This window comes from Hymenobacter sp. HSC-4F20 (assembly GCF_019599275.1).
Lineage (GTDB): Bacteria > Bacteroidota > Bacteroidia > Cytophagales > Hymenobacteraceae > Hymenobacter.
Genome location: NZ_JAHZTD010000003.1, coordinates 544432 through 570269, shown reverse-complemented (window position 1 = coordinate 570269; position 25838 = coordinate 544432). Strand labels below are relative to the sequence as shown.

General features: G+C 56.8%; 25 protein-coding genes. 10 read left to right on the top strand and 15 right to left on the bottom strand.

Going from position 1 to position 25838, the window contains the following annotated elements; all coding sequences use genetic code 11:
* Position 1: 1 nt before the first annotated feature.
* A complete protein-coding gene (locus tag K3G63_RS18485) occupies positions 2-1303 on the bottom strand; it encodes a nucleoside permease (protein ID WP_220615590.1) in 1302 nt (433 codons plus the stop codon).
* A gap of 557 nt (positions 1304-1860) precedes the next feature.
* Here K3G63_RS18485 and K3G63_RS18480 point away from each other — a divergent pair.
* The gene (locus tag K3G63_RS18480; RefSeq protein WP_220615589.1) at positions 1861-3132 is read left to right on the top strand and encodes a glycosyltransferase; all 1272 of its coding nucleotides are present in this window, start codon (positions 1861-1863) and stop codon (positions 3130-3132) included.
* Here K3G63_RS18480 and K3G63_RS18475 read toward each other — a convergent pair.
* Entirely contained in the window at positions 3115-4164 is a 1050-nt protein-coding gene (locus K3G63_RS18475) for a UbiA family prenyltransferase (protein WP_220615588.1), read from the bottom strand. The two genes, K3G63_RS18480 and K3G63_RS18475, sit on opposite strands and share 18 nt — an antisense overlap.
* Before the next feature lie 174 nt (positions 4165-4338).
* Here K3G63_RS18475 and K3G63_RS18470 point away from each other — a divergent pair, with 174 nt between their 5' ends.
* Positions 4339-5454, top strand: coding sequence for a hypothetical protein (locus tag K3G63_RS18470; RefSeq protein ID WP_220615587.1), 1116 nt, complete (start codon positions 4339-4341; stop codon positions 5452-5454).
* Between the two features lie 92 nt (positions 5455-5546).
* Here K3G63_RS18470 and K3G63_RS18465 read toward each other — a convergent pair whose 3' ends face one another.
* The 4 genes from K3G63_RS18465 to K3G63_RS18450 form a co-directional block, all read right to left on the bottom strand.
* Entirely contained in the window at positions 5547-6155 is a 609-nt protein-coding gene (locus K3G63_RS18465; protein WP_220615586.1) for a superoxide dismutase, read from the bottom strand.
* Positions 6156-6264: 109 nt separating this feature from the next.
* Entirely contained in the window at positions 6265-6711 is a 447-nt protein-coding gene (locus K3G63_RS18460) for a nucleoside deaminase (RefSeq protein ID WP_220615585.1), read from the bottom strand.
* 101 nt (positions 6712-6812) lie between these two features.
* The gene (locus K3G63_RS18455) at positions 6813-7376 is read right to left on the bottom strand and encodes a hypothetical protein (protein WP_220615584.1); all 564 of its coding nucleotides are present in this window, start codon (positions 7374-7376) and stop codon (positions 6813-6815) included.
* A gap of 123 nt (positions 7377-7499) precedes the next feature.
* On the bottom strand, positions 7500-7952 hold the full coding sequence (locus tag K3G63_RS18450) for a hypothetical protein (RefSeq protein WP_220615583.1): 453 nt from the start codon (positions 7950-7952) through the stop codon (positions 7500-7502).
* Positions 7953-8260: 308 nt separating this feature from the next.
* Between K3G63_RS18450 and aspS the strand changes: the two genes are divergently transcribed.
* Entirely contained in the window at positions 8261-10024 is a 1764-nt protein-coding gene (gene aspS / locus K3G63_RS18445) for an aspartate--tRNA ligase (protein ID WP_220615582.1), read from the top strand.
* 60 nt (positions 10025-10084) lie between these two features.
* Here aspS and K3G63_RS18440 read toward each other — a convergent pair whose 3' ends face one another.
* A complete protein-coding gene (locus tag K3G63_RS18440) occupies positions 10085-10591 on the bottom strand; it encodes a DUF2314 domain-containing protein (protein ID WP_220615581.1) in 507 nt (168 codons plus the stop codon).
* Positions 10592-10683: 92 nt separating this feature from the next.
* Here K3G63_RS18440 and K3G63_RS18435 point away from each other — a divergent pair, with 92 nt between their 5' ends.
* The 4 genes from K3G63_RS18435 to K3G63_RS18420 all read left to right on the top strand — a co-directional run bounded on the left by K3G63_RS18435 (position 10684) and on the right by K3G63_RS18420 (position 13585).
* Positions 10684-10962, top strand: coding sequence for an autorepressor SdpR family transcription factor (locus K3G63_RS18435; protein WP_220615580.1), 279 nt, complete (start codon positions 10684-10686; stop codon positions 10960-10962).
* A complete protein-coding gene (locus K3G63_RS18430) occupies positions 10959-11621 on the top strand; it encodes an SdpI family protein (RefSeq protein ID WP_220615579.1) in 663 nt (220 codons plus the stop codon). The genes K3G63_RS18435 and K3G63_RS18430 overlap by 4 nt, the downstream gene beginning before the upstream one ends.
* 105 nt (positions 11622-11726) lie before the next feature.
* Positions 11727-11990, top strand: a complete 264-nt coding sequence (locus K3G63_RS18425; protein ID WP_220615578.1) for a hypothetical protein — start codon at positions 11727-11729, stop codon at positions 11988-11990.
* 242 nt (positions 11991-12232) lie between these two features.
* A complete protein-coding gene (locus tag K3G63_RS18420; RefSeq protein WP_220615577.1) occupies positions 12233-13585 on the top strand; it encodes an OmpA family protein in 1353 nt (450 codons plus the stop codon).
* A 75-nt stretch (positions 13586-13660) separates the two neighbouring features.
* On the opposite strand, the gene K3G63_RS18415 is transcribed toward K3G63_RS18420, so the two are convergent.
* From K3G63_RS18415 to nuoK, 4 genes are all read right to left on the bottom strand, one after another.
* Positions 13661-15070 (bottom strand): NADH-quinone oxidoreductase subunit N, encoded by a 1410-nt coding sequence (locus K3G63_RS18415; RefSeq protein WP_220615576.1) that lies wholly within the window; start codon positions 15068-15070, stop codon positions 13661-13663.
* A gap of 115 nt (positions 15071-15185) precedes the next feature.
* Entirely contained in the window at positions 15186-16655 is a 1470-nt protein-coding gene (locus K3G63_RS18410) for a NuoM family protein (protein ID WP_220615575.1), read from the bottom strand.
* 59 nt (positions 16656-16714) lie between these two features.
* A complete protein-coding gene (nuoL, locus tag K3G63_RS18405; RefSeq protein ID WP_220615574.1) occupies positions 16715-18661 on the bottom strand; it encodes an NADH-quinone oxidoreductase subunit L in 1947 nt (648 codons plus the stop codon).
* Positions 18662-18783: 122 nt separating this feature from the next.
* Positions 18784-19116: an NADH-quinone oxidoreductase subunit NuoK gene (nuoK, locus tag K3G63_RS18400; RefSeq protein ID WP_220615573.1), complete on the bottom strand. Its 333-nt coding sequence runs from the start codon at positions 19114-19116 to the stop codon at positions 18784-18786.
* 271 nt (positions 19117-19387) lie between these two features.
* Between nuoK and K3G63_RS18395 the strand changes: the two genes are divergently transcribed.
* The 3 genes from K3G63_RS18395 to K3G63_RS18385 all read left to right on the top strand — a co-directional run bounded on the left by K3G63_RS18395 (position 19388) and on the right by K3G63_RS18385 (position 21107).
* Positions 19388-19849: a MaoC family dehydratase gene (locus K3G63_RS18395; protein WP_220615572.1), complete on the top strand. Its 462-nt coding sequence runs from the start codon at positions 19388-19390 to the stop codon at positions 19847-19849.
* A gap of 222 nt (positions 19850-20071) precedes the next feature.
* A complete protein-coding gene (locus tag K3G63_RS18390) occupies positions 20072-20674 on the top strand; it encodes an RNA polymerase sigma factor (protein ID WP_259404554.1) in 603 nt (200 codons plus the stop codon).
* 67 nt (positions 20675-20741) lie between these two features.
* Positions 20742-21107: a hypothetical protein gene (locus K3G63_RS18385; protein WP_220615571.1), complete on the top strand. Its 366-nt coding sequence runs from the start codon at positions 20742-20744 to the stop codon at positions 21105-21107.
* A gap of 66 nt (positions 21108-21173) precedes the next feature.
* Here the strand turns inward: K3G63_RS18385 and K3G63_RS18380 are convergent, their stop codons facing one another.
* From K3G63_RS18380 to nuoH, 4 genes are all read right to left on the bottom strand, one after another.
* Positions 21174-22826, bottom strand: coding sequence for a serine hydrolase (locus K3G63_RS18380; protein ID WP_220615570.1), 1653 nt, complete (start codon positions 22824-22826; stop codon positions 21174-21176).
* A 704-nt stretch (positions 22827-23530) separates the two neighbouring features.
* A complete protein-coding gene (locus K3G63_RS18375; RefSeq protein WP_220615569.1) occupies positions 23531-24043 on the bottom strand; it encodes an NADH-quinone oxidoreductase subunit J in 513 nt (170 codons plus the stop codon).
* A 58-nt stretch (positions 24044-24101) separates the two neighbouring features.
* A complete protein-coding gene (locus tag K3G63_RS18370; protein ID WP_220615568.1) occupies positions 24102-24677 on the bottom strand; it encodes an NADH-quinone oxidoreductase subunit I in 576 nt (191 codons plus the stop codon).
* Positions 24678-24738: 61 nt separating this feature from the next.
* Complete coding sequence (gene nuoH, locus K3G63_RS18365; protein ID WP_220615567.1) at positions 24739-25821, bottom strand: NADH-quinone oxidoreductase subunit NuoH; 1083 nt, start codon at positions 25819-25821, stop codon at positions 24739-24741.
* Between the last annotated feature and the right edge of the window lie 17 nt (positions 25822-25838).

Genomic DNA, 25838 nt, shown 5'->3' with positions numbered 1-25838 from the left:
TCTATGCCTGGCTAGGCTGCCCGGTGGCAAGCAATGGCTCGGCATGTGCTTCATCGTCGGCAGCCTGTGGGGTGTGCTTGTGCTTGAAGAGCACAACAAACAGCGCGGCAATGACCAAGGCGTACAAAGCAAATGTCAGCCAGATGCCTTGCCAGTCCTTGGTTACGCCATCGGGAGCAGTGAAATATCTTTCTATGACGATGCCACTAACTGAACTGCCCAGCACCGCGCCAAAGCCATTGGTCATCATCATAAACAGGCCCTGCGCGCTGGCCCGGATGGAAGAGGCAGTCTGAGTTTCCACGAACAGCGAGCCAGAAATGTTGAAGAAGTCGAAGGCCATGCCATACACGATGCAGGACAGGATAATTAAAGTAATGCCGGGAAAATTGGGGGTACCGAAGGCCAGCAGGCCGAAGCGCAGCACCCAGGCAATCATGCTGAACAGCATTACTTGTTTAATGCCAAAGCGGCGCAGAAAGAACGGAATGGCCAGAATGAACAGCGTCTCGGAAATCTGTGAGATGGACATGATGATGGCCGGATACTTTACCGCAAACGTATCCTGGTAGGCAGGCACCTTGTCAAAATCGTGCAGGAAGGTGTCGCCGTAGGCATTGGTAAGCTGCAGTGCAGCGCCTAGCAGTAGCGCGAACAGGAAGAAGGTGAGCATCTTGGTGTCGCGCAGCAGGGCAAACGACTTCAGGCCCAGGGCATCCACCAAGGAGCGGCTCGGGGTGTTCTTGGAGGGCGGCGGGCACGCAGGCAGCGTGAACGAGTAAATGCCCAGGGCAAAAGCCGCGGCGGCGGCTACGTAAAACTGGTTGGCCGACTTCTCGAAGCCCAGGAAGCTCACCGTCCACATGGCCGCAATGAAGCCAATGGTACCCCACACCCGGATGGGGGGGTAGTCCTTCACCACATCCAGTCCCTCGCGCTTCAGCACCGAGTACGACACGGCAATAGACAAGGCCAGGGTGGGCATGTAGAAAATCATGTTCAGCAGCATTACCCAGAACATATTGCCAGGGTCAGTAACCAAGGGCACAATGCAGAGAACTGCCCCGCCCAGGATGTGTAGCAGGCCGTAGAGCTTTTCGGCATTCACCCACTTATCGGCCACAATGCCCATGAGCGAGGGCATGAAGATGGACGCAATGCCCATGGTGGAGAAAATGGCTCCAAACTGAGCCCCCGACCACTGCTTCGTCTGAAACCAGTACGCGCCGATAGTTATCAGCCACGAGCCCCAGATAAAAAACTGTAAAAAGCTCAGAATAATGAGACGCAGCTTCGTACTCATGCAACTACGGTTGAGAAAAGGAAGGGGACAAAATTTCGAACCTAAAGATACAAGAATTCTTTCCCGTGAAAATTCGCCCAGAAACGAAGGCAGTTGCTACCAGAGTACCTCGCTGCCTACCCGGGGTAGCGCTCAGCTATACAGCATGAGCTTTGCTGAAGGTAGAGAAACTACGAGGTAGCTGTAAGTGCTGGCTGAAGCGAAAAAACAGCGCTTGTAGGAAACGATATGCGGTAGGTGCCTCCCTCGGGATGGTCGAGGAAGCTAAGGCAAGAGTGGATTGGGAGCGAAAGAAACTATAGCCACAAGGTATCATTAGTCCGCTACTTATCGTCGTGGCCATTGAGGATAAGCCAGGTTGATGTCTCTTGGCTAGATGCTGGCTACCAGCTGGGTAGGCCGGGCCTGCGCTACTGTTCTCTTGGGCATATCCTAGACACACTAGCTTACTGCGGTACTAGGGAAGATAGGTAGATTTAGTTAAGCGTATTCGCAGCAGAGTAGGTATATTCGAGGCGCAATACAGTTGAGCTGAGCAGAGAGCCATCAGCCTTGGAATGCTTGAGCACTACTATTCCGTGGTTACTTTACTTACCAATAAAGCCGTCCAAGCGTCCCGCTTACGTATTGTTTTTGTTAGCTCGTGCGATGGAAGCTGGGGCGGAAGTGAGGAGTTGTGGGCTGGTACTGCCTTGTGGCTGGCGCGAGCCGGGCACAACGTGTATGCATTTAAGACAAATGTAGACGAGCACCAGCCGCTGGTTGGTGAGCTGCGGGCAGCAGGGTGTCGTATCAGTGAGCTAGACAGAGCAACTCCTCTATTTAACCGCATGACGAACCGGTTATTGCCTTACCACTGGCAGTACACCCGGCAAAAGAGTAGTCAGCAGATGTTGCGCAAGCGGCTACAGGATATTAAACCGCACGTGGTAGTCGTTTCGCAGGGAGCGAACTACGACGGTATCCTGTTTGCCGACGTCTGTCGTCAACTAAGAATTCCTTATGCCTTGGTAGCCCAAAAGGCCACCAATTCGCGGGCCCCTTATGCGGTTGAGCGTGCCCAGGTGCAGGAGGTGTACCGGAAGGCTAGGCGTAGTTACTTCGTATCCCAGCATAACCTGGAGCTGACGCAGCTGCAGCTGGGTATGCAACTGCCGGCGGCTGAGGTAGTCAGAAACCCTTACAATGTTCCTTTCGACGGGGAACTGCCCTGGCCTACGGAGGAAAATGGCGTATTCCGTCTAGCGTGCGTGGCTCGCTTATTCTTATCTGACAAAGGCCAGGATATCCTGCTGCAGACGTTAGCCCAGGCCAAGTGGCGGCAGCGGCCTCTGTTCCTTACCTTGTACGGGGCCGGCCCCGATGAAGCGGCCCTGCGCGGTATGGTGGAGTTTCTGGGCCTGCAGCAGCAGGTGCGTTTTGGCGGTCATGTGGCCCAGGTTGACCAGGTCTGGCGTACCCACCATGCGCTGGTATTGCCTTCGCGCTACGAAGGCCTGCCCTTAGCTTTAGTGGAGGCCATGTTATCGGGAAGGCCCGCTATTGCGGCTGATGCCGGCGGAATAGCGGAGTTACTGACCGACGGTGTGACCGGCTTTCTGGCGGCGGGGCTCACGGTAAAAGCGCTGGATGAGGCACTGGAAAATGCCTGGGCTGCCCGGGCCAATTGGGCTGTAATAGGCGCGGAAGCAGCACGGCAGGCCCGGGCAATTGTGCCCGCGAATGCGTTGGAAGAGTTTGCCGGAAAGCTGCTGAGGATGGTCTATGAAGCGCCGCCTTTACCGAGGCAATCGTACCAGAAGGCTAGTCCTTTATTGCAGCCGGTGTAGGGTTTTGCGCATTGTTAGGCTGCTTGCCCAGCCCAGGTATTTAGCAGTTTGCCAAAAGCAGCCGGCAAACAGGAGTAAGTGTAGCCCCACCACGAGCAAGTCCGCAGGGTGGTGGCTGGCTAGCGTTAGCAGAAGCGCCAGGGGGTAGAATACCTCGTAATACTCATTGAGTAGTACCCGGGCCTGTGGATCCAGTATTTTAGCCCGGTTTCCCCACAACCGCCACTTGAAGCCTTCCAGAAGCAGGTACGGGAGCAGAAACAGGACCGGCCACAGCTGCTGACCTAGCACCAGCAGCAGACTAAAGCTCACTACCTCAATCGGAAAAATAGCTGTTCGTCCTATCTGGCGCGTGAACTGTGGGCCCCGCACCCGCACCCAGGTATGAACGCCGGCTTTTGCATCCGCCTCAACATCGTCGAGCTGATGGCGCAGGATGTTGCGGATGCCACAGGCCCAAGCCCAGGCTCCCAACGCCACGTACCAGAGTACGGGCAGGGAGTGGCCAATCCAGGCGGCCGCTAACGAAGCGGTAAGCAACTGAGGAAAAAGGTGAGAGCCCGATGCATCAGCTAATACTCCCAGTAACCCACGGTTTTTCAGCCGGATGGGTGGCAGAGAATAACACGAAAAGGTAATCCAGGGCCCTAAGTAGAGCCAGCCGCTGGCCGGGTTCCACTGCCAGAAGTAGACACCCATGCCCAAACCTACAAGAAGACACCCCGCAACCAACAGCGCCGGAAACACTTTTGATTTGCCGGCCATGTGGTTGTACTTCCCCCCAATACGGTCATCGTACAGGTCTGTCCAGTCGTTGATGACGCTGACATAGGTAGCGCCTACTACCAAGGAGAGTAAGAGCAGCAGTAGCTTAGGCACCAAGGGCCAGACCGGGGCTCCAGTAAAGCAGGCAGTTGCGTAAAAGGTAGCTAGGACAGGCGAAAACTTATAACTCCACCACGATTGTACCCGGGTGATTTCGGTTAATTTCCTGCCTAGCGTTTGCACGTAGGCAGAGGGTAGGTATGCCATTTTAAGGTGCTTGCTGCAAGACAAGCGTAATAACTTGAGTAAATAAATTGAAATTCTCTTCAAATATAGGGAAGTAGCATAGATTTATAATTTTTTTAATATTGATGGCAGAATGCCCTTGTGCAAAAAACCAAGTGGTAAATTGCAAGCTAAGCTAGTTATACACCTCAGGGCATGTTGAAAACAGCGGTATTCAATCAGGAGAAAAGTGCTATACTGGAAGAAAGCTCTTTGCGTAATCCGGCCATTGGAGTAGAGCAACTTGACTGCGCCATCCAGCAAGCATTGGCCTATTTGCACCAACACCAGTTTGCAGATGGCCAGTTTGCATCCTATTGCGCTGGTGACGCCCCCATGCAGGGCTGGATTTATGCTGACAGCGCAGTGTTTCCTACTGCCCTGATTGCGCATTGCTTATTGCACGTAGCAGAATATCCGTCAGCGGATCAGATGCTGAAGCGGACGACGTTGTTCCTGCAAAATCAGATGAACTTTGGGGGGCTGTGGAATCACTTCACCTCTATTCACCGGCTGCGTCACCTCTGCCCGCTCGATGTCGACGATACCGCGTGCGTATCGGCTCTGCTGCGGGCCCGTGGAATTGAGTGCCCGGTACCAACGAATGCCCCCCTGTTTTTGGCAAACCGGAACCGGGAAGGGTTATTCTACTCTTGGTTCATTATGCGCTGGCGCTGGATACCAAGCCGTACTTTCTGGCGCGTAACGGTGCGTGAGCTCCTGCATCCAATTCAGAGTATGCTGTTTTGGTACGGGGTAGAGGCTAGTCGTGGTGACGTAGATGGGGTAGTGAATGCCAATGCACTGTATTATCTGGGAGATATTCCGGCAACCCAGCCGGTAATAGCCTTTCTGCTGCGCATCATTGCGGAAAAGCGGGAAGGAAACTGCGACCTGTGGTACCGGGACTCCTTATTCGTATACTACTCCTTCACGCGGTGTTACTATTCAGGCATTACCAAACTGGAACCTCTGCGTCAGCCCATTATCGACCGAATTCTAGCCCTGGCAAAGCCTGATGGCCGTTTGGGGGAAACATTGGCCGATACAGCCTGGGCAGTGTGCAGCTTACTTAATTTGCACTGCCAACCGCCTGAGCTAGAGGCAGCTATACAGTATATTCTGCGCGCGCAGAATGCCACCGGAGAGTGGCCACGCTGGCTGCTATACTACGGTGGTCCTAAGCTTGTGGTGGGGTGGGGCTCAGAGGAAATGACGACTGGTTTTTGCTTGGAAGCATTGGCGCGGTACCGCAACCTGGTTAAGGCCTGAGTTTTCGTGGGCGCTCAGACTAGGTTACCAACAAAAAGGCTTCCTGCGCTACGCAGGAAGCCTTTTTTATAAGCCGGAACTGGTGGCCTGTGCTAAGCGGCCTCAGCGAAACGACGGTTTACTTCGTCCCAGTTGATGGCGTTATAGAAAGCCGCAATGTAGTCGGGGCGACGGTTTTGGTACTTGAGGTAGTAGGCGTGCTCCCACACGTCGAGACCCAGTACGGGGGTGCCCTTGCAGCCAGTGTCGGGCATCAAGGGGTTATCCTGGTTGGGAGTGGAGCAGATTTGCACTGAGCCGTCGGGCTGCTTGCACAGCCACGCCCAGCCCGAGCCGAAACGGGTGGTAGCGGCCTTGGTGAATTCTTCCTTGAATTTCTCGTAGCTACCGAACGCCTGGGTAATAGCCTCGCCAATAGCGCCGGTGGGCTCACCACCACCGTTCGGGCCCAGAATAGTCCAGAACAGGGAGTGGTTCCAGTGGCCGCCACCGTTGTTGCGCACGGCGGCCGGAGCAGCCGCAATGTTGTGCAGCAGTTCTTCCAGGCTCTTGCCTTCCAACTCGGTACCGGCAATGGCGTTGTTGAGGTTGGTAACGTAAGCCTGGTGGTGCTTGGTATGGTGGATTTCCATGGTTTGCGCATCAATGTGCGGCTCCAGGGCGTCGTAGGCGTAGGGAAGTTGGGGCAGTTCGAAAGCCATAACAGAAGGGTTTGAGTGGTGGAAAGAGGGAGGGACGCGTCCGCTCCGGGGTACCTGCAGCTATAACCGCCGCGGTGGCCTCAGGGTTACGGAAGCGGCCAAAAGTAGACTATTTCCGCTTCTGCGCGAAGAATTCCCGCATCAACTCCTCACTCTCATTGCTCAGGATACCACTCACCAGCTCGGCCCGCGGATGCAGCAGGTTGCCGTGGCGGCGGAACCCAAACTTGGGCTCGGCCGCTCCATACACTACCCTGCGTACCTGCGACCAAGCCGTGGCCCCGGCGCACATGACGCAGGGCTCCACAGTTACGTACAAGGTGCAGTCGGTGAGGTATTTATTACCCAGATGGTTAGCGGCGGCGGTTAAAGCCAGCATTTCGGCGTGGGCCGTTACGTCCTGCAGCTTCTCGGTCTGGTTGTAGGCCCGGGCAATGATGCGTTTGTCCAGCACAACTACGGCGCCAATCGGAATTTCCTCCTCCTCAAATGCGTAGCGCGCCTGCTTAAGCGCCTCGCGCATGTACTGTTCGTCGGAATAAAGAGAAAGAGTCATGGGGTAGTGAGCTGGTAAGATGGTGAAACAGCGAGGGCAGGAGCAGCTAGTGCAAAGGAGACAAACAGAAGCTCCCCCGTGCTACTTCGCCCTCCCACTAGCTACTTCATCGCCACGCTATTCATAACCGCCTGGGCAATGGGCTGCCACTGGGCCTGCTCCTCGGCGGGAGCCACAAAGGTGAAAACAAATAACTGGTCGCCCTCGATGGCGTACTGCACAAACTGGTACTTGCGAATGGGGGCCAGATTGCCGCCGCGGCGGTTGTCGGTCACGGTCGAGACGAACTCCAGGGCCACGTAGTCGCGCTTGTTGACGGTGCGGATGTCTTCCTGCAGAAACTGCACTTTCGAGTACATGTTCTGGATGCTGGCCTTGTAAATTTTCAGCAGCAGAGCGTAGTCGCGGTTGCTGAAGGTAGTGGGCTTCTGGGCCACGCTCAAGTCGATGCGGCCGCTGGGGTTGCTGAACACGGCCAGGGGCTTGCGGGCCGCCGGGTACTTGGCAGCAATACCGTCGTCGGGCAGGGCCGCGAAGCCTTCGGGTACGCCCAGCGTGATGTTTTGGCCGATGGGCGTCTTTTTAAGCTTAGGGCCAGCAAAAGCCAGAAGTGCGCCTACTACCAGCAGGAGCGGAGCAAACCGCAAAAAACGAAACGTTGTCATAGTCGGGAAAGGGGTAGGGTAGGAAGTGCAACCTACTCGGTCTGGAGCAAACGGTGGAGTTCCGCAAATGCAAAGCTCCGAAGCCGTAACGACTCCGGAGCCCGAAAACGTGCAAAACGGCTTCTAGCGACGCTTCTTGGAAACGGATACCGAAGGGTACTTGATGCTCACCTTTTTCCAGTACACGTAGTTCCCGGTTTTGGCTTCAATCAGGTAGGTGCCGGCCGGAATACGACCCAGGTCCACGGGCTCGCCGGTATTGTTCTGCGGGTCCAGCTCGGTGGTGTACACGGCCTGCTTCTTGTAGTTGGTCATCACCAGCGTGCCGGGTTTGGTAAACTGCTGGGTAAAGCTGAGCATGATGCTCTGGCCACTCGAAGAAGGAAATACGTCGATGCCCGAGAGGGTTTCCACCCGCTTAATGGGGCCGTTCAGGGTCACGGGCTCCACCTCCGACTTGGTTTTGATTTCCGTGCCGTTGTCAGACTTGGTTTTGGTCTTCACCTTGGTCTGGGCCTGCGCAGCGGAAAACGAGAGCAGCGTAGCAGTCAGGGCGAGCAGAGCGGAGCGTTTCATATAGGTAAAAAGGGAGTGTGGCACGTGAAGAATGGTTCGTACAGGGCAGTTTGCATACTCCGTGCCGGATTTGGATAGAGTATGCAAAAAAGGAGCCCCCAGCCGGGAAATCCTAGTTTCCCTCAACTACGCCCCCGGTAAGTCCCGTTCCCAGCCCGACGTTTTTTCAGCATTTGACTGATTTTCCTGCCTACCTTCGCCCTGTAATCGAATGAGGAAGGAAGAATGAGGAATGAAGAATTGCCGTCAGCGTGACTCCCAATTCTATTCCGCATTCTTCATTCTTCATTCCTCATTCTAGTAAGAAGATGCTCCGGACTCATACCTGCGGCGAATTGCGCCCCGAACACATTGGTTTAACCGTTACGCTCTGCGGCTGGGTTCAGCGCACCCGCGACAAAGGCGGCATCCTGTGGGTTGACCTGCGCGACCGGTACGGCCTCACGCAGCTGGCCCTGGAAGAAGGGGTAGAAACGGCCGAAGTGCGCGAGCAGGCCCGCCAGCTGGGCCGCGAGTTTGTGCTGAGCGTAACCGGCACGGTATCGGAGCGCCACTCCAAAAACGACAAGATGCCCACCGGCAGCATCGAAATTCGGGTGCAGAAGCTAGAGGTGCTGAACCCGGCCAAGCTGCCGCCTTTTCTGATTGAGGACGAAACCGACGGGGGCGACGACCTGCGGATGAAGTACCGCTACCTCGATTTGCGCCGCAATACCGTGCGCCAGAACCTGATGCTCCGCCACCGTGTGGCCCAGGCTACCCGCCGCTACCTCGACGGCCAGCAGTTTATCGAAGTAGAGACGCCCGTACTCATCAAGAGCACCCCGGAAGGTGCCCGCGACTTCGTGGTACCCTCGCGCATGAACCCCGGCGAGTTTTACGCCCTGCCCCAAAGCCCCCAGACCTTCAAGCAGCTGCTGATGGTGTCGGGCTTCGACCGGTACTTCCAGATTGTGAAGTGCTTCCGCGACGAAGACCTGCGCGCCGACCGCCAGCCTGAGTTCACCCAGATTGACTGCGAAATGTCGTTTGTGGAGCAGGAAGATATCCTGAACACCTTCGAAGGACTGGTGCAGTACCTGTTCCGGGAAGTGAAGGGGTTGGAAATCGGCCAGCTGCCCCGCATGACCTATGCCGATGCCATGCGCTACTACGGCAACGACAAGCCCGATACGCGCTTCGAAATGAAGTTCGTGGAGTTGAACGAGGTAGTAAAAGGCCACGGCTTCCCGGTGTTTGAAGCTGCAGGACTGGTAGCGGGCATTTGCGCCACTGGCGCCGCCACCTACACCCGCAAGCAACTTGATGAGTTAACGGAGTACGTGAAACGCCCCCAGATTGGCGCTACCGGCCTGGTGTATGCCCGCGTAGAGGCCGATGGCTCGGTGAAATCATCGGTAGATAAGTTCTACTCGCAGGAGGTGCTCCAGCAGTGGAAAGCCGCTTTCAACGCCCAGCCCGGCGACCTGCTGCTCATTCTGGCCGGCGAACCAAACAAAACCCGCAAGGCCCTCTCGGAGCTGCGTCTGGAAATGGGCCAGCGCCTCGGCCTGCGCGACAAGGACACGTACTCGGCCCTGTGGGTAGTCGATTTCCCTCTGCTCGAATACAACGAGGAGGAAGGTCGTTACTTTGCCATGCACCACCCCTTCACTTCGCCCAAGCCCGAGGATGTAGCCCTGCTCGACAACCCTGAGACCATTGGGGAGGTGCGGGCTAACGCCTACGATATGGTGATTAACGGGGTAGAAGTAGGGGGCGGCTCCATCCGCATCCACGACCGGGCGGTGCAGGCCCGTATGTTCTCGCTGCTGGGCTTCTCCGATGAGGAAGCCAAAGCCCAGTTCGGCTTCCTGCTCGACGCTTTTGAGTACGGCGCCCCGCCCCACGGCGGTATTGCCTTCGGCTTCGACCGCCTCTGCAGCCTCTTCGGCGGCGCCGACTCCATCCGCGACTTCATTGCCTTCCCCAAGAACAACTCCGGCCGCGACGTGATGATCGACTCACCCTCACCCATTTCCAAGGCGCAGCTTAAAGAGCTAAGTATTGCTACGGCAGTGGTAGGGAAGTAACAATTGATATTGGGCTAAACAAGAAAGCGGCTTCTGATGCATCAGGAGCCGCTTTTTAACTTATTGCTTGTCAAAAATCCAGCCGGTTGATTGGTCAAACGCTGATCTTTCTTCAGGCGTCATTCTATTGCGAAGTAGCTTGACTGTATAACCTCCCATGAGGTGGTTATTTTGTGTGTAATCCCAGTCAACCACAACGGCAGTATCTATTCGCACTTTCTGCCCTGCTGCAACTTGCTTGGTGTACTCCGGCGTATTGGCTACGGTGCCATACCACTGACCATTTTCCAAGACTGGGTCACTAATCCACAGGAATTCCTTCTGCTCACCATCGTCGTAATGAACCTTGACAGCTGGGTTGGAGATAGTCGAATCAGGTTTGCTGATAGTGGTCAGAAACTGAGGCAAGGTAGCTTTACCCTGTTTCATGGCGTGGTTCATTTCCGCATCCTCAGCCGTTACGTTATAAATAGCAGGCTCGCCCGGTCGCTCCACTTTGTCAGCTGAAGAAGTACAGCTGGCAAAAAGAAGTAAAAGACCGGGTAGCAGAAGGATACTGATTCTCATAGAGGTGGGGAAGAGGTAGCGTTCAAATATAGATAGGGAAATGTTGCTTCCTATTAAAATAATTAGATATTTGTCTAAATACCTAACCAATCTTGAACGCTCTCTTTAAAGCCCTCAACGACCCCACGCGCCGTGCCATTCTGGAACTGTTGCGTCAGCAGCCGCGCACGGCCGGCGAAATAGCCGAACACTTTCAGTTCTCGAAGCCTACCATCAGCCACCACCTCGATCTGCTTCGCCAGGCTGAGCTGGTGACGAGTGATAAACAGGGACAGTTTGTGACTTACACCCTGAACATGACCGTGATGGACGAGCTGTTGAGCTGGCTCCTGCAATTCAAGCCCACTAACACTACTGATACAAATCCATGAAGACTATTAGCTGGAAACTATTGACGCTGCTAGTGCTGGTGTTGCCGGCCGCGTATCTGGCGTATACCTGGCCCGCGCTACCGACCCAGATTCCTACCCACTTCAATGCGGCCGGCACTGCCGATGGCTTCACGGCCAAAGAGAATATGTGGCTGCTTTGCCTGGGCTTGCCGGCAGGTACTTATCTACTGCTAACTTTCCTGCCCCGCCTCGACCCTAAAAGGCGGCTGGATGCCAACACCACGAACTACCAGAAGCTGCAACTGCTACTGGTGGCCCTAATGAGTGGCCTCAGCCTATTCAGTCTGTACGCGGCCCTGCACCCTTCCGTGCAGCCGGGTCGGGGGCTGGCGGTTGTCATGGGTGTGTTCTTTGCCCTCATGGGCAACTACCTAACTACTGTGCAGCCCAACTACTTTGTCGGGTTCAAAACGCCTTGGGCCCTGGAGTTTCCCCTGATTTGGGCGCGCACACACCGGCTGGGCGGGTGGCTGTTCTTTGCTACCGGCGTGCTGAGCGCGTTTCTGGCTTTAGTTTGGTCGGGGGAGGTAGGCATGAGCGTACTGCTGACAGGTGTGCTCGGGACAACGGTAGCCGTGTACGCATATTCTTATTGGTTGTATCAGCAGGAAATGGCGGCAGCAAAAGGAGTGAAGTAGATCATGCCGAATGGCCTGGGGTAGTAATAAAGCCAGCGTATGGTTCTATGCTGGCGGCTTCTTCTATCTATCCTGTTTCTCTCCTCGCTTCCTGCCCGTGCCTGTGTGCGCCTGTTCCGCGGCCTGAAACTCGACGAGGTATTCGTACCGGATATTGAACCCATACCCTGCGTGGGTTGCCACAACGACCTGAAGAAGATGTTGAAGGAGCTGTGGGAGCGTAAATGCCATGCCCTGCGCCGCGAAAAAGGCTGGATTTCCCATTACGACCACGGTGCGCCTCTGCCCGATACCCTGCACGCCGCACTGTTCGAGCAGGGCGGTATCTACGCCGAGTCCACCGAGGAAACTGTGCCACGACGCGCGTAGCCATTTCGGCAGAGCAAAAAAAACCTAGCTGTTGCACGGGGTAAGAAAGCACCTCCGCCTGGGGCCATACAGGTGGTTGAACTATCTGGTGGGGCGCGGAGTGCGCGCCGAAAAGGGCCACCCGCCGCGCTAAAAAGCAGAACAACAGACCGAAAGAAATAAAAATAGAGGCTCTATAACGTAATTATTGCAATAAATAATTGTACTTTGTGGTATGTTGGATTGATAGGGAATGCATAGTCATGGAACAAACTGTAACGCACACTGCACAGGTATTTTTTACACACGAAGTAGTAGGCCGCTTGGCCGAACAAACGCATGAGAGCCAAACGGGAATCTGGGGTGCCCTAAGCCAGTTGGTGCCGTTGGTAGTGCATTCGCTGGCTGGCCGGGCCAGCGGCCCCGATGGGCCGGAGGCCATCTGGAAGCTTAGCCGGGAAGCGTACGGAGCCAGCGTACTGGAAACCATTGTGGAGCCGGGGCAGGAAAATTGGCTGCAGCGGGGTGAGGCGCTGATGCGGGGGCTGCTAGGAGAAGCCTATCATTTTACCAGTCTGCAGGTAGCGGCGGCCGCCGGCATCAGTTCCCCAACGGTCACGCATTTACTGAGCGTAACGGCCGTGGCCGCGCTCGGCGTGGCTGGCGAGTACAGTCAGGAGCATACCTTCGATGCCGGGGCGCTTGCTCGCTGGTTTCAGCAGGATGAAGAAGGTATCTGCCGGCTGTTGCTGGCCGGTAACGCACCTGCTGAACGTCCATCTACTCCAGTACCCCAAGTAACCTTGGGTAGTGGTAGTAGCGGTTTGGCCACGACCTCGAGTGGAAATGGTGCCTGGGCTACGGTTGGTGGTGGCCGCACCTACACGCCCCCTCCGCCAGCGGCAACCCCGGCTACGCCCATTGCCAGCCAGCCCTGGGCCTGGGGCGTGCTGCTGCTGACGGCGGTAGGCTTGGGCTATTTTTTCGGCCATGACTCGGGCGACGGCAAAGAAAGCGCTGGCTCTGGGCTGGTGGCAACCAGTAATGCAGCCATGACCCCGGCCACGCCCACCGCAGCTACTTCGGCAGCGGCTGCTACAGCAGGCCACTACGACCCCGTCAATGACACGTACATTTACGACACGGGGCAACCGCTGATTCTGCGTTTGGCTGACGGCACTACGCAGAAAGTGGGGGCCACCTCCACGGAAAACCGGCTGTACACGTTTCTGGCCGACCCCACTATGCAAGTGGATTCTGTTAACCGGACCAAGGGTTGGATAAACTTCGACCGGGTGTATTTCGAAACCGGGCAAAGTACCCTCACGGATGAGTCGTTTCAGCAGTTGCGCAACGTAGCCAGCATCCTCAAGACTTTCCCGCGTTCCGTAGTTAAAATTGGAGGGTACACCGATAGTACTGGCAACGCTGTGAAAAACTTTCAGATCAGTGAAGACCGGGCCAAAACGGCGATGCTGGTACTGGCCAGCCTGGGGGTCGACATGAACCGGCTGCAGGCCAAGGGATATGGAGGCAAGTATTTCGTCACCTCTAATATTACGCCCGAAGGCCGGGCCCTCAACCGCCGCATCAGTATTCGGGTTATCAAAAAGTAGAGGGGGTAGTACTACAGCAAAAAGAGCGGCGCAAGCGCCGCTCTTTTTGTTTAACCGCAAAGGTGATTCTCGTAATTACAGAATGCCGGCTAGCAGGCCTGGCAGCACACCCAGCACGACCGTCAGCAAAGCCAGCACCAGTAACGCGCCCGATTGGAAGCCCGAAACCGGTACCGCCGTAGCCGTTGCTTCGTCGTCGGCGTCGCGCATGTACATGGCGATAATGGGGCGCAGGTAGTAGTAGATGCTCACCATTGACATGACCACGGCAAATATGACCAGCCCAATATAGCCCTTCTCTACAGCCGCCGAGAAAACAAAGAACTTACCGAAGAAGCCTCCCGTGAGCGGAATTCCGGCCAATGACAGCATGGCTACCGTCAGCACGAAGGCCAGCAGTGGGTTGGTTTTGGCCAGGCCGTTCAGACCGTTGTAATCCTCGCGCGAGCGGGCATCGGAAACCAGCTTCAGCACGCCGAAGGCCGCTACCGTGGCTATGGAGTAAGCCAACGAGTAAAAGAAGATACCGTTGGCCGAGGCGCCTTCCAGCTGCCCGTTGAAAGCCACCAAGCCAATCAGCAGGTAGCCCGCGTGCGATACGCTGGAGTAAGCCAGCATGCGCTTCGCGCTGGTTTGCGTTACGGCACCTACGTTCCCGACCAGCAGCGTAAGGGCGCACATGGCCGTGAGAGTAGGCAGCCACAGCCCCTGAGCCGAAGCCGCCGGAAAGGCTTGTACCAGCAGTTTCAGGAAAGCAGCGAAGCCGGCGGCTTTCACTACCGTGCTCATAAATGCCGTGAAGAACGTGGGCGTGCCTTCGTACACATCGGGCGTCCAGAAATGGAAAGGCGCCGCGGATACTTTAAAGCCCATGCCAATGAGCATCAGCAGCATGCCGATGTAGAGCATGGGTATCAGGGAGGCATTCACCGGGTTCTGCACCGCAAAGCTGATGTCGCGCAGTACGAAGGTGCCGGTGGCCCCGTACACCAGCGCCATCCCGAAGAGCAGGATGCCCGTAGTAAAGGAGCCCATCAGGAAGTATTTCAGGGCCGCTTCGTTGGAGCGTAGGCTGCGCTTCTCGGAGCCGGCCAGCACGTACATGGCAATGCTCAGCGTCTCAATTCCCAAAAACAGCATTAGCAGGTGGTTGTAGGCTACAATCATAATAGCGCCTACCAGCGAGAACAGCAGCAGAGAGTAGTACTCAGCCAGATTGGCCTCGCCGTCCTGCACGTATTTCTGCGAGAAGGGCAGCAGCAGCAGCGCTGTCAGGACCACAATGGCCGTGAAAGCCACCGAGAAGTTGTCGATGACCAGCATATCGTTGAAAAACGACTGCGACGTGCCCCAATCAAGAAAGTTTACTCCGAGCACCACAACCAGCATAAGCATGGCCGCGGGCAGCAGGAGCCGGTTGGAGCGGCGGAACCCGAGGAACAGGTTGCCAAGGCCCAGAACGGAAAGTAGAATGATGGAATTCATTGTCGGCTGATGGTAGCGCGAAGCTCCAGCTTCGCGTATCGTTGAACGAAGTCGTCGAACGATAATCGTTATGACGGTGCAGACGATGCGCGAGGCTGGAGCTCCGCGCTATAGGTTAGCGCTTTACTACCTCGCTGAGAATATTTAACACGCTACCTTCCGACAACTGCAGGAAGGTGTTTGGGAACAAGCCAATCCAGAAGACCAGCACGAGAAGCGGTACTAGCAAGGCCAGCTCAGCGCCGGTTAGGTCGGTGAACGTGGCGGTAAACGATGAATCCGGGCCCAGCATTACGCGCTGAAACATACGCAGCAAGTACACCGCGCCCAGAATGATGGTTACGCCGGCTACGGCACCCATCCAGGCGTTATACTCGAATACGCCTTCCAGCAGCAGGAATTCGCCCACGAACCCGTTAGTGAGCGGCAGGGCTACTGTACCCAGCAGCAGCACCAGGAAGCACACGGTCAGTACCGGTGCCTGGCGGGTGAGGCCGCCTAGGTCAGCAATAGTGCGGGTACCGGTGCGGCGCTCAATGGCGTCGGCGATGAAGAACATACCCACCACGTTCACCCCGTGAGCCAGCATCTGAATGCTGGCTCCCTGCAAGCCAATTTGGGTTAGGGAGAACACGCCGGCAATCATCAGGCCTACGTGGGAGAGGGAGGAATAAGCAATCAGCCGCTTCACGTCTTGCTGACGGATGGCAATAATGGCCCCGTAGATGATGCCAATAACAGCCAGAATCAGCACCAGATTCTGCCACCGGTCCACGCCCAGGGGCACTACCGGCAGCAGCCAGCGCATGCAGCCATAGATGCCCATTTTCAGCATGATGCCTGAGAGCAGCATGGTTGCCGGGGCCGGAGCCTCGGTGTAGGTGTCGGGCTGCCAGGTGTGGAAAGGGAAGATGGGCATCTTCACGGCAAAAGCCGCAAAAATCAGCCAGAACAACCACATCTGCGTTTCGGCCGGCAGGTTTAGGTTGTAAAAGGCGGCCAGGCTGGAGTTGTGCGCTGCCAGACCATCGGCCGAAGCCCCAGTCTGGAAGTAGAGGTACACAAAGCCGGCCAGCATGAACAGTGAGCCGACGATGGTGTAGAGGAAAAACTTGAACGTGACTTTCGCCCGATTTACGCCGCCCCACACGCCGGCCAGGAAGTAAATCGGAATTAGGGCCACCTCCCACATGAAGTAGAACAGGAAGGCATCTTGGGCGGTGAACACGCCAATCAGGCCGGTTTCCATGAACAGCACCAGGGCGTAGAAAACGCCTTCGTTCTCGAAGTTGCGGCGGAACGCGGCCAGCAGAATGATGGGCACCAGGAAAGCTGTCAGTAGCACCAGCAGCAGGCTCAGGCCATCCATGCCCACGTGGAAACTGATACCGGCGGAGGAAATCCAGGGCAGGTTCAGGGAGAATTGCCCGGCGTTGTTGGGGTTGAAGGCGAAGGCCGCGTAGGCCGCCAGCACAAGTTCAACCAGCGCCGCGCCAAACGCTGCCACCCGGGCAGCGCCGCCTTTGAAGAAGTGCAGCAGCAGGGCGGCCGCCACGGGCCAGAGAAGCAGTAAGACAGTTAGCATACGTTATCTGGGTGCAGGTGAAGCCACGGCAAAACGCCGGCCTCACCCGTCAGAGAGAATTAGAAGCGAAAGTAATTCAGGGCCAGCACCAGCACGATGCCCACTACCATCAGAATCAGGTAGGTCTCCACGGAGCCGGTTTGCACGTAGCGTAGCAGCTGCCCGCCACCCATGGTCAGGCGGCCGAGGCCATTTACTACCGGGTCGATGATGCCGTTTTCCACGAAGCGGTAGAGGCCACGCGAAAGGCCCATGATGGGACGCACGAACAGGGCGTTGTACAGCTCATCAACGTAGTACTTGTGGTACACCAGGTTCTCGGGAGCCGAACGGTGCGCTTCGTCCTCGGCCGGGCGTACGCCGCGGCTCACGTACTGCACGTAGGCAAACACAATACCCAGTACACCCGCGCCTACTGACAGGCCGATGAGCATGAGTTCGGTAGCGTGGTCAACCTCCAGGCCAAATGCTTCGGGGTTCAGCTTCCGGGAGTAGGTGAACAGGGGCGCGAGGTAGTTGGAGAGGAAGGCGTTTTCTTCGCCCAGGAAAAAGGGCGCGTTCATGAAGCCACCCACGGCGGCCAAGATGGCCAGCACAATGAGGGGCAGAGTCATGGAAGCGGGCGACTCGTGCAGATGATGCTTCTGCTCCTCGGTGCCCCGGAACTCGCCGAAGAAGGTTAGGAACAGCAGACGGAACATGTAGAAGGCCGTCAGGAAAGCCGTGAACAACCCTACCGCGTACAGCACTTTGCTGTGCTGGTACACGTGCAGCAGGATTTCATCTTTAGAGAAAAAGCCCGCGAAGGGTGGGATGCCGGCAATGGCCAGGCAGCCCACCAGGAAGGTGATGAACGTGATGGGCAGGGCTTTGCGCAGGCCGCCCATGCGGCGCATGTCCTGCTCGTTGCTCATGGCGTGAATCACGGAGCCCGCACCCAGGAACATCAGGGCCTTAAAGAAGGCGTGGGTCAGCACGTGGAACAGGGAAGTGCTGTAACCCATCACGCCCAGGGCCAGGAACATATAGCCCAGCTGCGAAACGGTAGAGTAAGCCAGCACCTTCTTAATATCGTTTTGGGCCAGGCCAATGGTAGCGGCAAACAAAGCCGTAGCGCCACCGATGATGGCAATAACCTCCAGTGTATCGGGGGCTAGGGTGAACAGTACGTTGGCGCGGAGTATCATGTAGATGCCCGCTGTTACCATGGTGGCGGCGTGAATCAGGGCCGAAACCGGGGTAGGACCGGCCATGGCGTCGGGCAGCCAAGTGTAAAGCGGCAGCTGGGCCGATTTACCGGTGGCGCCCACGAAGAGCAGCAGGGTAATGGCCGTTACTACCCCCGTTCCAATCTGCAAGGTGCTGGCCTTTTGAAACACCTCGGCGTACTGCACCGAGTCGAAAGTGAGGTAAATCAGGAAGATGCCGAGCAGGAAGCCCAGGTCGCCAACGCGGTTAATAATGAAGGCTTTCTTGGCGGCGTTGTTGTAGCTGGTATTCTTGTTCCAGAAGCCGATGAGCAGGTAGGAGCACAGGCCCACGCCTTCCCAGCCAATAAACAGAATCACGAAATTGGCCCCTAGCACCAGCACCAGCATGCTGAACACGAACAGGTTCAGGAAGCTAAAAAACTTGCCCACGTTCTCGTCGTGGTGCATGTACCCGATGCTGTAGACATGAATCAGGAAACCCACACCCGTTACCAGCAGCAGCATAATCAGGCTTAGCTGGTCAATCTGGTAGGAGAAGGGAATCTGCAGGGAGCCTACGCGAATCCACTCGAACAGGGTGACCGTGTAGGGGTACTGGAAGGTGGCGAACAGCGTGGCCGAAATCAGAAACGAGCCCAGCACCGCGGCCGAGCCAATCAGGCCGGCTACCGTACCCGATAGGCGCCGGTTCAGCAGCCCGTTGATCAGAAAGCCCAGAAACGGCAACAGCGGAATCAGTACGTACAGCAGCGTGGGGTACGGGGCGCCGGCAGCGGGTATTACTTGTTCTTGCATAAATCAGGGATGCAGAAGCGCGTTTGTCATCCGGAGCGCAGCGAAGGACCTCTGCCGAGGGTAATGACTACCCCTAGCTACGCGGTAGAGGTCCTTCGCTGCGCTCCGGAGGACAGGAAAAACTAGAACTTCAGGCGGTTCAACAGATTGACGTCGGTGTTCTGCAGGTTGCGGTAGATCATCACGATAATGGCCAAGCCCACGGCCACTTCGGCGGCGGCAACAGCCATGATGAAAAACACGAATATCTGTCCGTTCGCGTCGGCGCGGTAGGCGGAGAAAGCCGTCAGTAGGACGTTTACGGCGTTGAGCATCAGCTCCACGCACATAAAGATAATGATGGCATTACGTCGGGTAAGAACTCCGAGCACGCCAATGCTGAAGAGGGCAGCGGCGAAGAAAACGTAATACTGGAGAGGAACCGTTTGGATAACCTGCGGTATGTTCTGGTCCATGCGGTAGAGCTGACGGCGAAAAGAATGCCCTTCCTCACGGAGGAGGTCCGGGACACTAGCCGGCAAAGGTATCCTGAAAATCGGAAAACGCCACGGCAAAATGCACCCGTTTCCCGCGGGCGGTAAGACGATGATTCGCTCAGGCGGGGCAAGGCAGGTAGGTAGGAAAACGCCGACCGCGCGGCGGTGGCCCAGCCGGGCAGAGGCCACAGTACCCGTATCGGCCTAGTCGCCGTACCTTCGCCCACCAACTCTCACTCTTACCTCCGCCATGAGCCTCACCATCAGCAGCCTCACCGACCTGCAACAGTACGAAGCCCAGGAACTGGGCGTTTCGGCCTACCACATTATCACGCAGGAGCAAATCAACCAGTTCGCGGCCGCTACCCTCGATTTCCAGTGGATTCACCTCGACGCAGAGCGGGCCGGTACGGAGTCGCCCTTCGGAGCTACCATTGCCCACGGCTACCTCACCGTGTCGCTGCTGCCCTACCTGTGGAGCCAGATTATAACCATTGAGAATCTGAAGATGCAGGTGAACTACGAAATTGAAAGCCTGCGCTTCAACCAAGCTGTGACCGTCGACAGCCAGGTGCGGCTCCGGGCTAAGCTGTTATCGGTGAAGGACCTACGCGGCATTGCCAAGGCGCGCATTGAGGTAACCCTAGAAGTAGAAGGCAGCCGCAAGCCCGCCTACACGGGCGTCATCACCTTCCTGTACCATTTCGTATAATCCTGCTGCTGGCGGTTTCCTTATGCTTCCGGGCGAGAGGACAGACCCCTGCATATAAGGTGGGTAACCCCTGAGGTGCCAGCTGGAATCTGCCTCGGGCCCTGGGGAGCATTCGCATAGGATGCTTCGCCTCCAATCGGGATGACAGGTAGGGAGCCGGTTCCGAAATAATTTCTACCTAGCCTAAAGTATTTTACCTGCTCCCGCGTCTGTCGGAGCAGAATGGAACCTATCGTATTACCCCTCGACGCTTCGCTGATGACGGCTGGCCACCAGGACCTGCAAATTCAGGAAGCCGTGCGCACCCAGCGCGGCCGGCTGCTGGCCTTCATCCGTCGCCGCATTCCTGATGAAACCGAGGCGGAGGACGTACTGCAGGACGTTTTCGCCGAACTGGTTGAGAGCTACCGTATGCTCAAGCCCGTGGAGCAGGCAGCGGCCTGGCTGTTTCGGGTGGCGCGCAACAAAATTACGGACCTCTACCGACGGAAGCGCCCCTCCTCGCTGGAAGAGGAGTTGGTGCGTGGCTATGATGACGAGGACAACTCTCTGCTGCTGGCCGACATTCTGCCTGCCGCCGACGATGCCCCGGAAAACCGCCTGCTCCGCGAAACGCTGATGGAAGCCTTAGCCGATGCGCTGGCCGAGCTACCCGCCGCCCAGCGCCAAGTATTCATCTGGCACGAGCTGGAAGACAAAACCTTCCGCGAAATGGAGGAGGAAACCGGCACGCCGCTCAAAACCCTGATTTCGCGCAAGCACTACGCCGTGCAGCACCTGCGCAAACGCCTGCAAACGCTCTACACCGAGCTGTTTACCGATTAATCATTTGATAGAAAGAAGCCTGGCTGCCGTCGGCGGTGCTCTTCTTCCCAGCAAGCTACTACTTCCCATGAACCGCTCCTTCTGGCTGCTTGGCGGCCTTAAATTTATTCTCTTCGCCAGCCTGTTCGTGGCCGCGGCCGGCTACCTCACCATGAATCTGTGGAACTGGCTGGTGCCTGAACTGTTTCACGGCCCTTTTATCACATTCTGGCAAACCATTGGGTTGCTGGTGCTTTCCCGTATTTTGTTTGGTGGCTGGGGCCGTGGTGGCCGCAGTGGAGCCTGGGCCCGGCGGCGGCGCATCTGGAAGCAGAAGATGGAGTCCCGCATGGCCGGCCTGACGCCGGAGGAGCAGGAGCGCTTCCGCCAGAAAATGCAGGGTGCCTGTGGCCCCGCCTGGATGCGGCGCCGCACGACCGAAGACGTAAGCTAGTCCTGCTAGTGCAGCAAAAAGCCCCGGCAGTGCCGGGGCTTTTTGCTGCCGGTATTGGGTACGGTGCTACCCTTTCCGCCAGCTTAGAAAGGAGCGTAAGCGGCCCAGATAAGAAGCCTGTGTTGCGGTAGCCGGTGCAGGCGGAAAGGCCGGATTGGTGGCCGCGGGAGCAGCAGGCTTTTTCAGGCGGGTTTTACTGGCCACTGCCTTGCTGCGGTTGGTCAGCCGTGACTTAGCCACCGGCGCGGCCTCGGACAGGCGAAAGTGCAGTTCGGGGTTACCATCGAACGAGTAGACCGGCTGCATCCGGGCTTCCTCGTTCAGTCGGTATTCCATCACGCGGGCGTAATAGGTGCGGCCCGGCAGCAGCCCCGTTACCTGCACGCTGCTGTCTGGGCCGGCGGCTACCACGTAATTTCCCTGCCCCAGGCTAGCGCCGTGCCCGAAGGTGCGGCCGCCGGCGTACAACTGACCTTCCAGTGGAAATGCATTCACCGGGGCACCCTCGCGCAGCACTACCAACCGGTGGGTGCCGTTGCCGTTGGCCCAGGTAAGCGTAGCAGATTTGGCGTTGGTGTGGGCCACCCGCAGGCGGGTAGCATGTTGCTCGGGTGGAAACAGGTCGTAGGAGGGCCACATGGTACTGCTCTTCACGCAGTTCCCGCCCAATTCTTCCACGTCGTTCCAGAAGCGGGTCGTGTTGGGGCAGGCATTAAACAAAATGGCCCAGGTGTAACCCTCGGCTGTGCGGGCTACCAGGCTGGTGGAGCCGTTGAGGCAGCCCGTATGCCACCATAAGCCGTGCTTGCTGACCATCCAGCCCTTGGCGTAGCGCCGGGCCTCAGCCGACGGCGCCGTCATCGTGTCCAGGGTTGCTGGTAGCAGAATATCGGGGCGGGTAGGCGAGCCATCGACGGCCAGTAGCAGGCGCACCAAGTCGCGGGCTGTAAACAGCCAGCCGCCGTGAGCATTCATGGCCTCCAGGTTAGCCCCGCCATACGCATACGGTACCTTCTTACCCGTACCGTAGCACGACTCGCCAGTAGCTGGGCAGAAGTACTCCGCCTCGTTTTCCAGTTTGGCCGTGCGCAGGTTGTGCCCCAAGTGAGCCTCCCGAATGCCCGCCGGCTCCAGAATGCTGTGGCGGACCCAGGCCTCGTAGCGCTGCCCGGTTATCTTCTCGATTATCTTGCCGAGCACCAGGTAGCCAACGTTGGAGTAGGCAAAGCGGGTGCCCGGGGTAAAGTTTAGTCCCCGGCTTAGCAGGTAGCGCACCAGCGTGGAGTCGCCCACCGGATTAGGTACTTGCATTACCTGCGCCACATGCAGCGGGAAATCAATGGGGTCGGAACTGCTGAACCCGTCTACCCCGGCGTCCCGGTTCCAACCCGCCGTGTGTTCCAGCAGTTGCCGCACCGTGATGCCGTAAATGCGCGGGTCGGTGATGACACTCGTGTAGTAGGCATCATTGAGGTAGCCGTCCGCCCCGAATACTTTGTGTTGCAGGTTCAGGCGTCCTTCCTCCAGCAGCTTCATAATAGCCACCGACGTTACCGGCTTCGAGACGCTAGCCACCCGTAGCAGGGTAGCAGGCGTCATGGGCTGGGTCTTGGCTAAATCGGCGTAACCGAAGCCGCGGGCATACACCAGTTTTCCCTGCCGACTAATAGCTACGGAAGCGCCCGGAATCTTCCAGCGGCTCATAAACTTCTGTATCACGGCGTCACAGGGCGCTGTTTCAGACGATGATACCCCTGTTTGCGCCCATGCCGGAAAGGCAAGCAAGCCCAGTAGGAGGGCAAGCAACTTCTTCACAGAACCAACCTAATAAAACAGTCTCTATCACAGCTAAATCCAGCTGCCGCAGCCTGAATGCAGACGTACAAGTCTATTAGATATTTTTGATAAAATTGCTAGCCTTTTGCAGTATAAATTTGAATTATATTAATAAAATTCAGCTGATAACTTACAGCGTTACTGGTAACTTAAGAAGCAAGGAAATAAGGATAGTTCTATTATTTACTAAGCACGGGCTTTGTTCAGCCCCGTTGGTATTCGCACAGCAGCATACCATCTTCCCGGTATACTTCTACCTGACAAGGGCAGACAAGGCGTACGAGTAGTTCTGTTAGGAATATCCAATGCGGCTCAGTGTAAAGAATAAGGCCGTGCAGGAGAGGCGCGCTGTCTGGCCCATCCAACTCTAACGCTGACCATTCATTTTCCAACTCGTAGTCTGTCCATGATGATTTCCTAACAAGCCAGCCATGATGCTTGAACAAGCACATAAGCTCGAATTTGCTTATCTGGGTGAAAGCCGCGTAGAGAGTAGGAGTGAGGGTAGGATCTTTCATGCTGATAGGTACCCAATAAAAAAGGCCACTGAAGATTCAGCGGCCTTTTTCCAAGTGCTTTAGAGGCTACTAAAAGTTTCGTTCTCCGGCTTCCCGCTTGCCCAGCATCACGGCACCCACCATGGCTACCAGAAACAGCACCGAGGCCAGCTCGAAGGGCAGCAAATACTGCTGATAGAGTACCAACCCCAGGCGGTCTACCATGCCAATCTGCGAGTCGAAGCTGGCATCCAGAGCAGCGCCGGTGGGTCGTACATCCTTGAGGGCCGCAACCAGGATAAGCAGTAAGGAGCCGCCGGCAACAGCTGCGGCAATTTTGGCCAAGGCTGGCTTATGCGGCTCCGTGTCCACATTCAGATTGAGGAACATAATCACGAACAGGAACAGCACCATAATAGCACCGGCGTACACGATGATGTTCACGGCGGCCAGGAACTGCGCGTTCAGCAGCAAGTAGTGGCCCGACAAAGCAAAGAACGTCAGAATCAGAAACAGCACGCTGTGCACCGGGTTTTTAGCGAATACTACCCCTAGTGCGCTCAGCAGCGCCACAAAAGCCAGAAAGAGAAAAAGAGGAGACATATCGGATGATTTAACCGCGTTGCCTGGTGCAGCCCTGGCAAGGGGTAGGAGGAATGCGCTAGGCGGGCTGTTGCGCCAACTTGTTGCGAAGGGAGTCTGCCTGTTCCGGCGTGAGCTGAATGCCGCGGACCGAGCGCGCATCTGGTGATACTGGCTCGACCAGACGGTCTTTGCCGTAGATAAACTCGTCCCGCTCGTAGCGTGGGGGCGCAATCTTATCGGGTTGCAGGTACACGGCGGCCTTCGGGCAGGCTTCTTCGCAGAGGCCGCAGAAGATACAGCGCAGCATGTTTACCTCGTAGCTGATGGCGTACTTTTCCTCGCGGTAGAGGTGCTCTTCGCCTTTTTTTCGCTCACCGGCTACCATGGTAATGGCTTCGGCGGGGCAGGCCACGGCGCACAGGCCGCAAGCCGTGCACCGCTCCCGGCCCTGCTCGTCGCGCTTGAGTACGTGCAGGCCGCGGAACACGGGGGAGAAGGGGCGTACCTCTTCGGGGTAGCGCACGGTGGCCTTCTTCATAAAGAAGTGGCGCATCGTGATGCTCAAACCTTGGAAGATGGCAGGCAAGTAGGCCCGCTCCGCCAAAGTCATCGGCTTCTTCTCTAGTTTCTTGGCTCTATTCGTGAGTTGCATATATCGTCAGACCAGGTGTTACGCCCGGCTTGAGCGGGCGCAACGAGGTAGGGATGGAAAGTTACTGAATCACCCCGAACAGGATGAGCCCGCCGGTGATGAGGATGTTAAGGACGGCCAGCGGAATGAGGATGGTCCAGCCCAGGCGCATCAGTTGGTCGTAGCGGAAGCGTGGCAGAGTCCAGCGCACCCACATGAAGAAGAAGATGAATCCAAAGATCTTGGCGAACAGACCCACGGTTCCGAGTACCGTAATCAGGTTTTGAGCCGAAGCCAGCTCCCAGCCGTGGTTGCTCACCAGCCAGTCGCGCAGCTCGTACTGGAAGGGGAAGTTGAAGCCACCGAAGTACAGTACGCTCATCACGGCTGAAGCCACGAAGATGTTGATGTATTCGGCAAACAGGTACAAGCCCAGCTTCATCGAGGAGTATTCCGTGTGATAACCACCCACCAACTCCGTTTCGCACTCTGGCAGGTCGAAGGGTGTGCGGTTGGTTTCAGCGAAGGCGCACACACAGAAGATGATAAAGCCCAGGGGCTGCTTCACGATGTTCCAGAAATGCCACTCACCAGCCACCGACTGCTGCAGGGTAATTTCGCGCAGGCTCAACGTGCCCGACATCATCAGCACCGCAATCAGAGCCATGCCCATGGCGAGTTCATAGCTGATGTTCTGAGAAGCTGCGCGCACCGCGCCGAGCAGGGAGAACTTGTTGTTGGAGGCCCAGCCGCCAATCATCACACCATACACCCCCAGAGATACTACCCCGAACACCCACAGCATACCCACGTTCACCTCGATACCCTGCAGGAAGAAGGCGTTGTTGCCGAAGCTCACATTGTTGCCGAACGGAATCACCGCCGACGACATCAGGGCCGTAATCATCGCCAGGCAGGGGCCGAAAATGAACAGGGCCTTGTTGGCGCCGCCGGGGAAGAATTCCTCTTTGGTGAACATCTTCACGGCGTCGGCCAGGGGCTGCAACAGGCCGTAGGGACCAGCACGGTCCGGACCCACGCGGTCTTGCAGGAAGGCTGCAATAACGCGCTCAGCGTAGGTGCAGTAGGTCGCAATCAGCAGCGAAAGCGCAAAAACGACGAAGATGACAATGGATTGCCAGCCTAGAGCGGGTAGTTCAATCATTAGTTTTTCACGTTTGC

What these genes read in the sequence shown, in the direction of transcription:
- K3G63_RS18375 (WP_220615569.1), bottom strand. Translation starts at nt 24,043, where the DNA reads ATGTCTCCTCTTTTTCTCTTTCTGGCTTTTGTGGCGCTGCTGAGCGCA.
- K3G63_RS18370 (WP_220615568.1), bottom strand. Translation starts at nt 24,677, where the DNA reads ATGCAACTCACGAATAGAGCCAAGAAACTAGAGAAGAAGCCGATGACT.
- K3G63_RS18480 (WP_220615589.1), top strand. Translation starts at nt 1,861, where the DNA reads ATGCTTGAGCACTACTATTCCGTGGTTACTTTACTTACCAATAAAGCC.
- K3G63_RS18460 (WP_220615585.1), bottom strand. Translation starts at nt 6,711, where the DNA reads ATGACTCTTTCTCTTTATTCCGACGAACAGTACATGCGCGAGGCGCTT.
- nuoL (WP_220615574.1), bottom strand. Translation starts at nt 18,661, where the DNA reads ATGCAAGAACAAGTAATACCCGCTGCCGGCGCCCCGTACCCCACGCTG.
- K3G63_RS18390 (WP_259404554.1), top strand. Translation starts at nt 20,072, where the DNA reads ATGGAACCTATCGTATTACCCCTCGACGCTTCGCTGATGACGGCTGGC.
- K3G63_RS18415 (WP_220615576.1), bottom strand. Translation starts at nt 15,070, where the DNA reads ATGAATTCCATCATTCTACTTTCCGTTCTGGGCCTTGGCAACCTGTTC.
- K3G63_RS18455 (WP_220615584.1), bottom strand. Translation starts at nt 7,376, where the DNA reads ATGACAACGTTTCGTTTTTTGCGGTTTGCTCCGCTCCTGCTGGTAGTA.
- K3G63_RS18470 (WP_220615587.1), top strand. Translation starts at nt 4,339, where the DNA reads ATGTTGAAAACAGCGGTATTCAATCAGGAGAAAAGTGCTATACTGGAA.
- K3G63_RS18485 (WP_220615590.1), bottom strand. Translation starts at nt 1,303, where the DNA reads ATGAGTACGAAGCTGCGTCTCATTATTCTGAGCTTTTTACAGTTTTTT.
- K3G63_RS18420 (WP_220615577.1), top strand. Translation starts at nt 12,233, where the DNA reads ATGGAACAAACTGTAACGCACACTGCACAGGTATTTTTTACACACGAA.
- K3G63_RS18410 (WP_220615575.1), bottom strand. Translation starts at nt 16,655, where the DNA reads ATGCTAACTGTCTTACTGCTTCTCTGGCCCGTGGCGGCCGCCCTGCTG.
- K3G63_RS18465 (WP_220615586.1), bottom strand. Translation starts at nt 6,155, where the DNA reads ATGGCTTTCGAACTGCCCCAACTTCCCTACGCCTACGACGCCCTGGAG.
- K3G63_RS18440 (WP_220615581.1), bottom strand. Translation starts at nt 10,591, where the DNA reads ATGAGAATCAGTATCCTTCTGCTACCCGGTCTTTTACTTCTTTTTGCC.
- nuoH (WP_220615567.1), bottom strand. Translation starts at nt 25,821, where the DNA reads ATGATTGAACTACCCGCTCTAGGCTGGCAATCCATTGTCATCTTCGTC.
- nuoK (WP_220615573.1), bottom strand. Translation starts at nt 19,116, where the DNA reads ATGGACCAGAACATACCGCAGGTTATCCAAACGGTTCCTCTCCAGTAT.
- aspS (WP_220615582.1), top strand. Translation starts at nt 8,261, where the DNA reads ATGCTCCGGACTCATACCTGCGGCGAATTGCGCCCCGAACACATTGGT.
- K3G63_RS18475 (WP_220615588.1), bottom strand. Translation starts at nt 4,164, where the DNA reads ATGGCATACCTACCCTCTGCCTACGTGCAAACGCTAGGCAGGAAATTA.
- K3G63_RS18395 (WP_220615572.1), top strand. Translation starts at nt 19,388, where the DNA reads ATGAGCCTCACCATCAGCAGCCTCACCGACCTGCAACAGTACGAAGCC.
- K3G63_RS18450 (WP_220615583.1), bottom strand. Translation starts at nt 7,952, where the DNA reads ATGAAACGCTCCGCTCTGCTCGCCCTGACTGCTACGCTGCTCTCGTTT.
- K3G63_RS18385 (WP_220615571.1), top strand. Translation starts at nt 20,742, where the DNA reads ATGAACCGCTCCTTCTGGCTGCTTGGCGGCCTTAAATTTATTCTCTTC.
- K3G63_RS18430 (WP_220615579.1), top strand. Translation starts at nt 10,959, where the DNA reads ATGAAGACTATTAGCTGGAAACTATTGACGCTGCTAGTGCTGGTGTTG.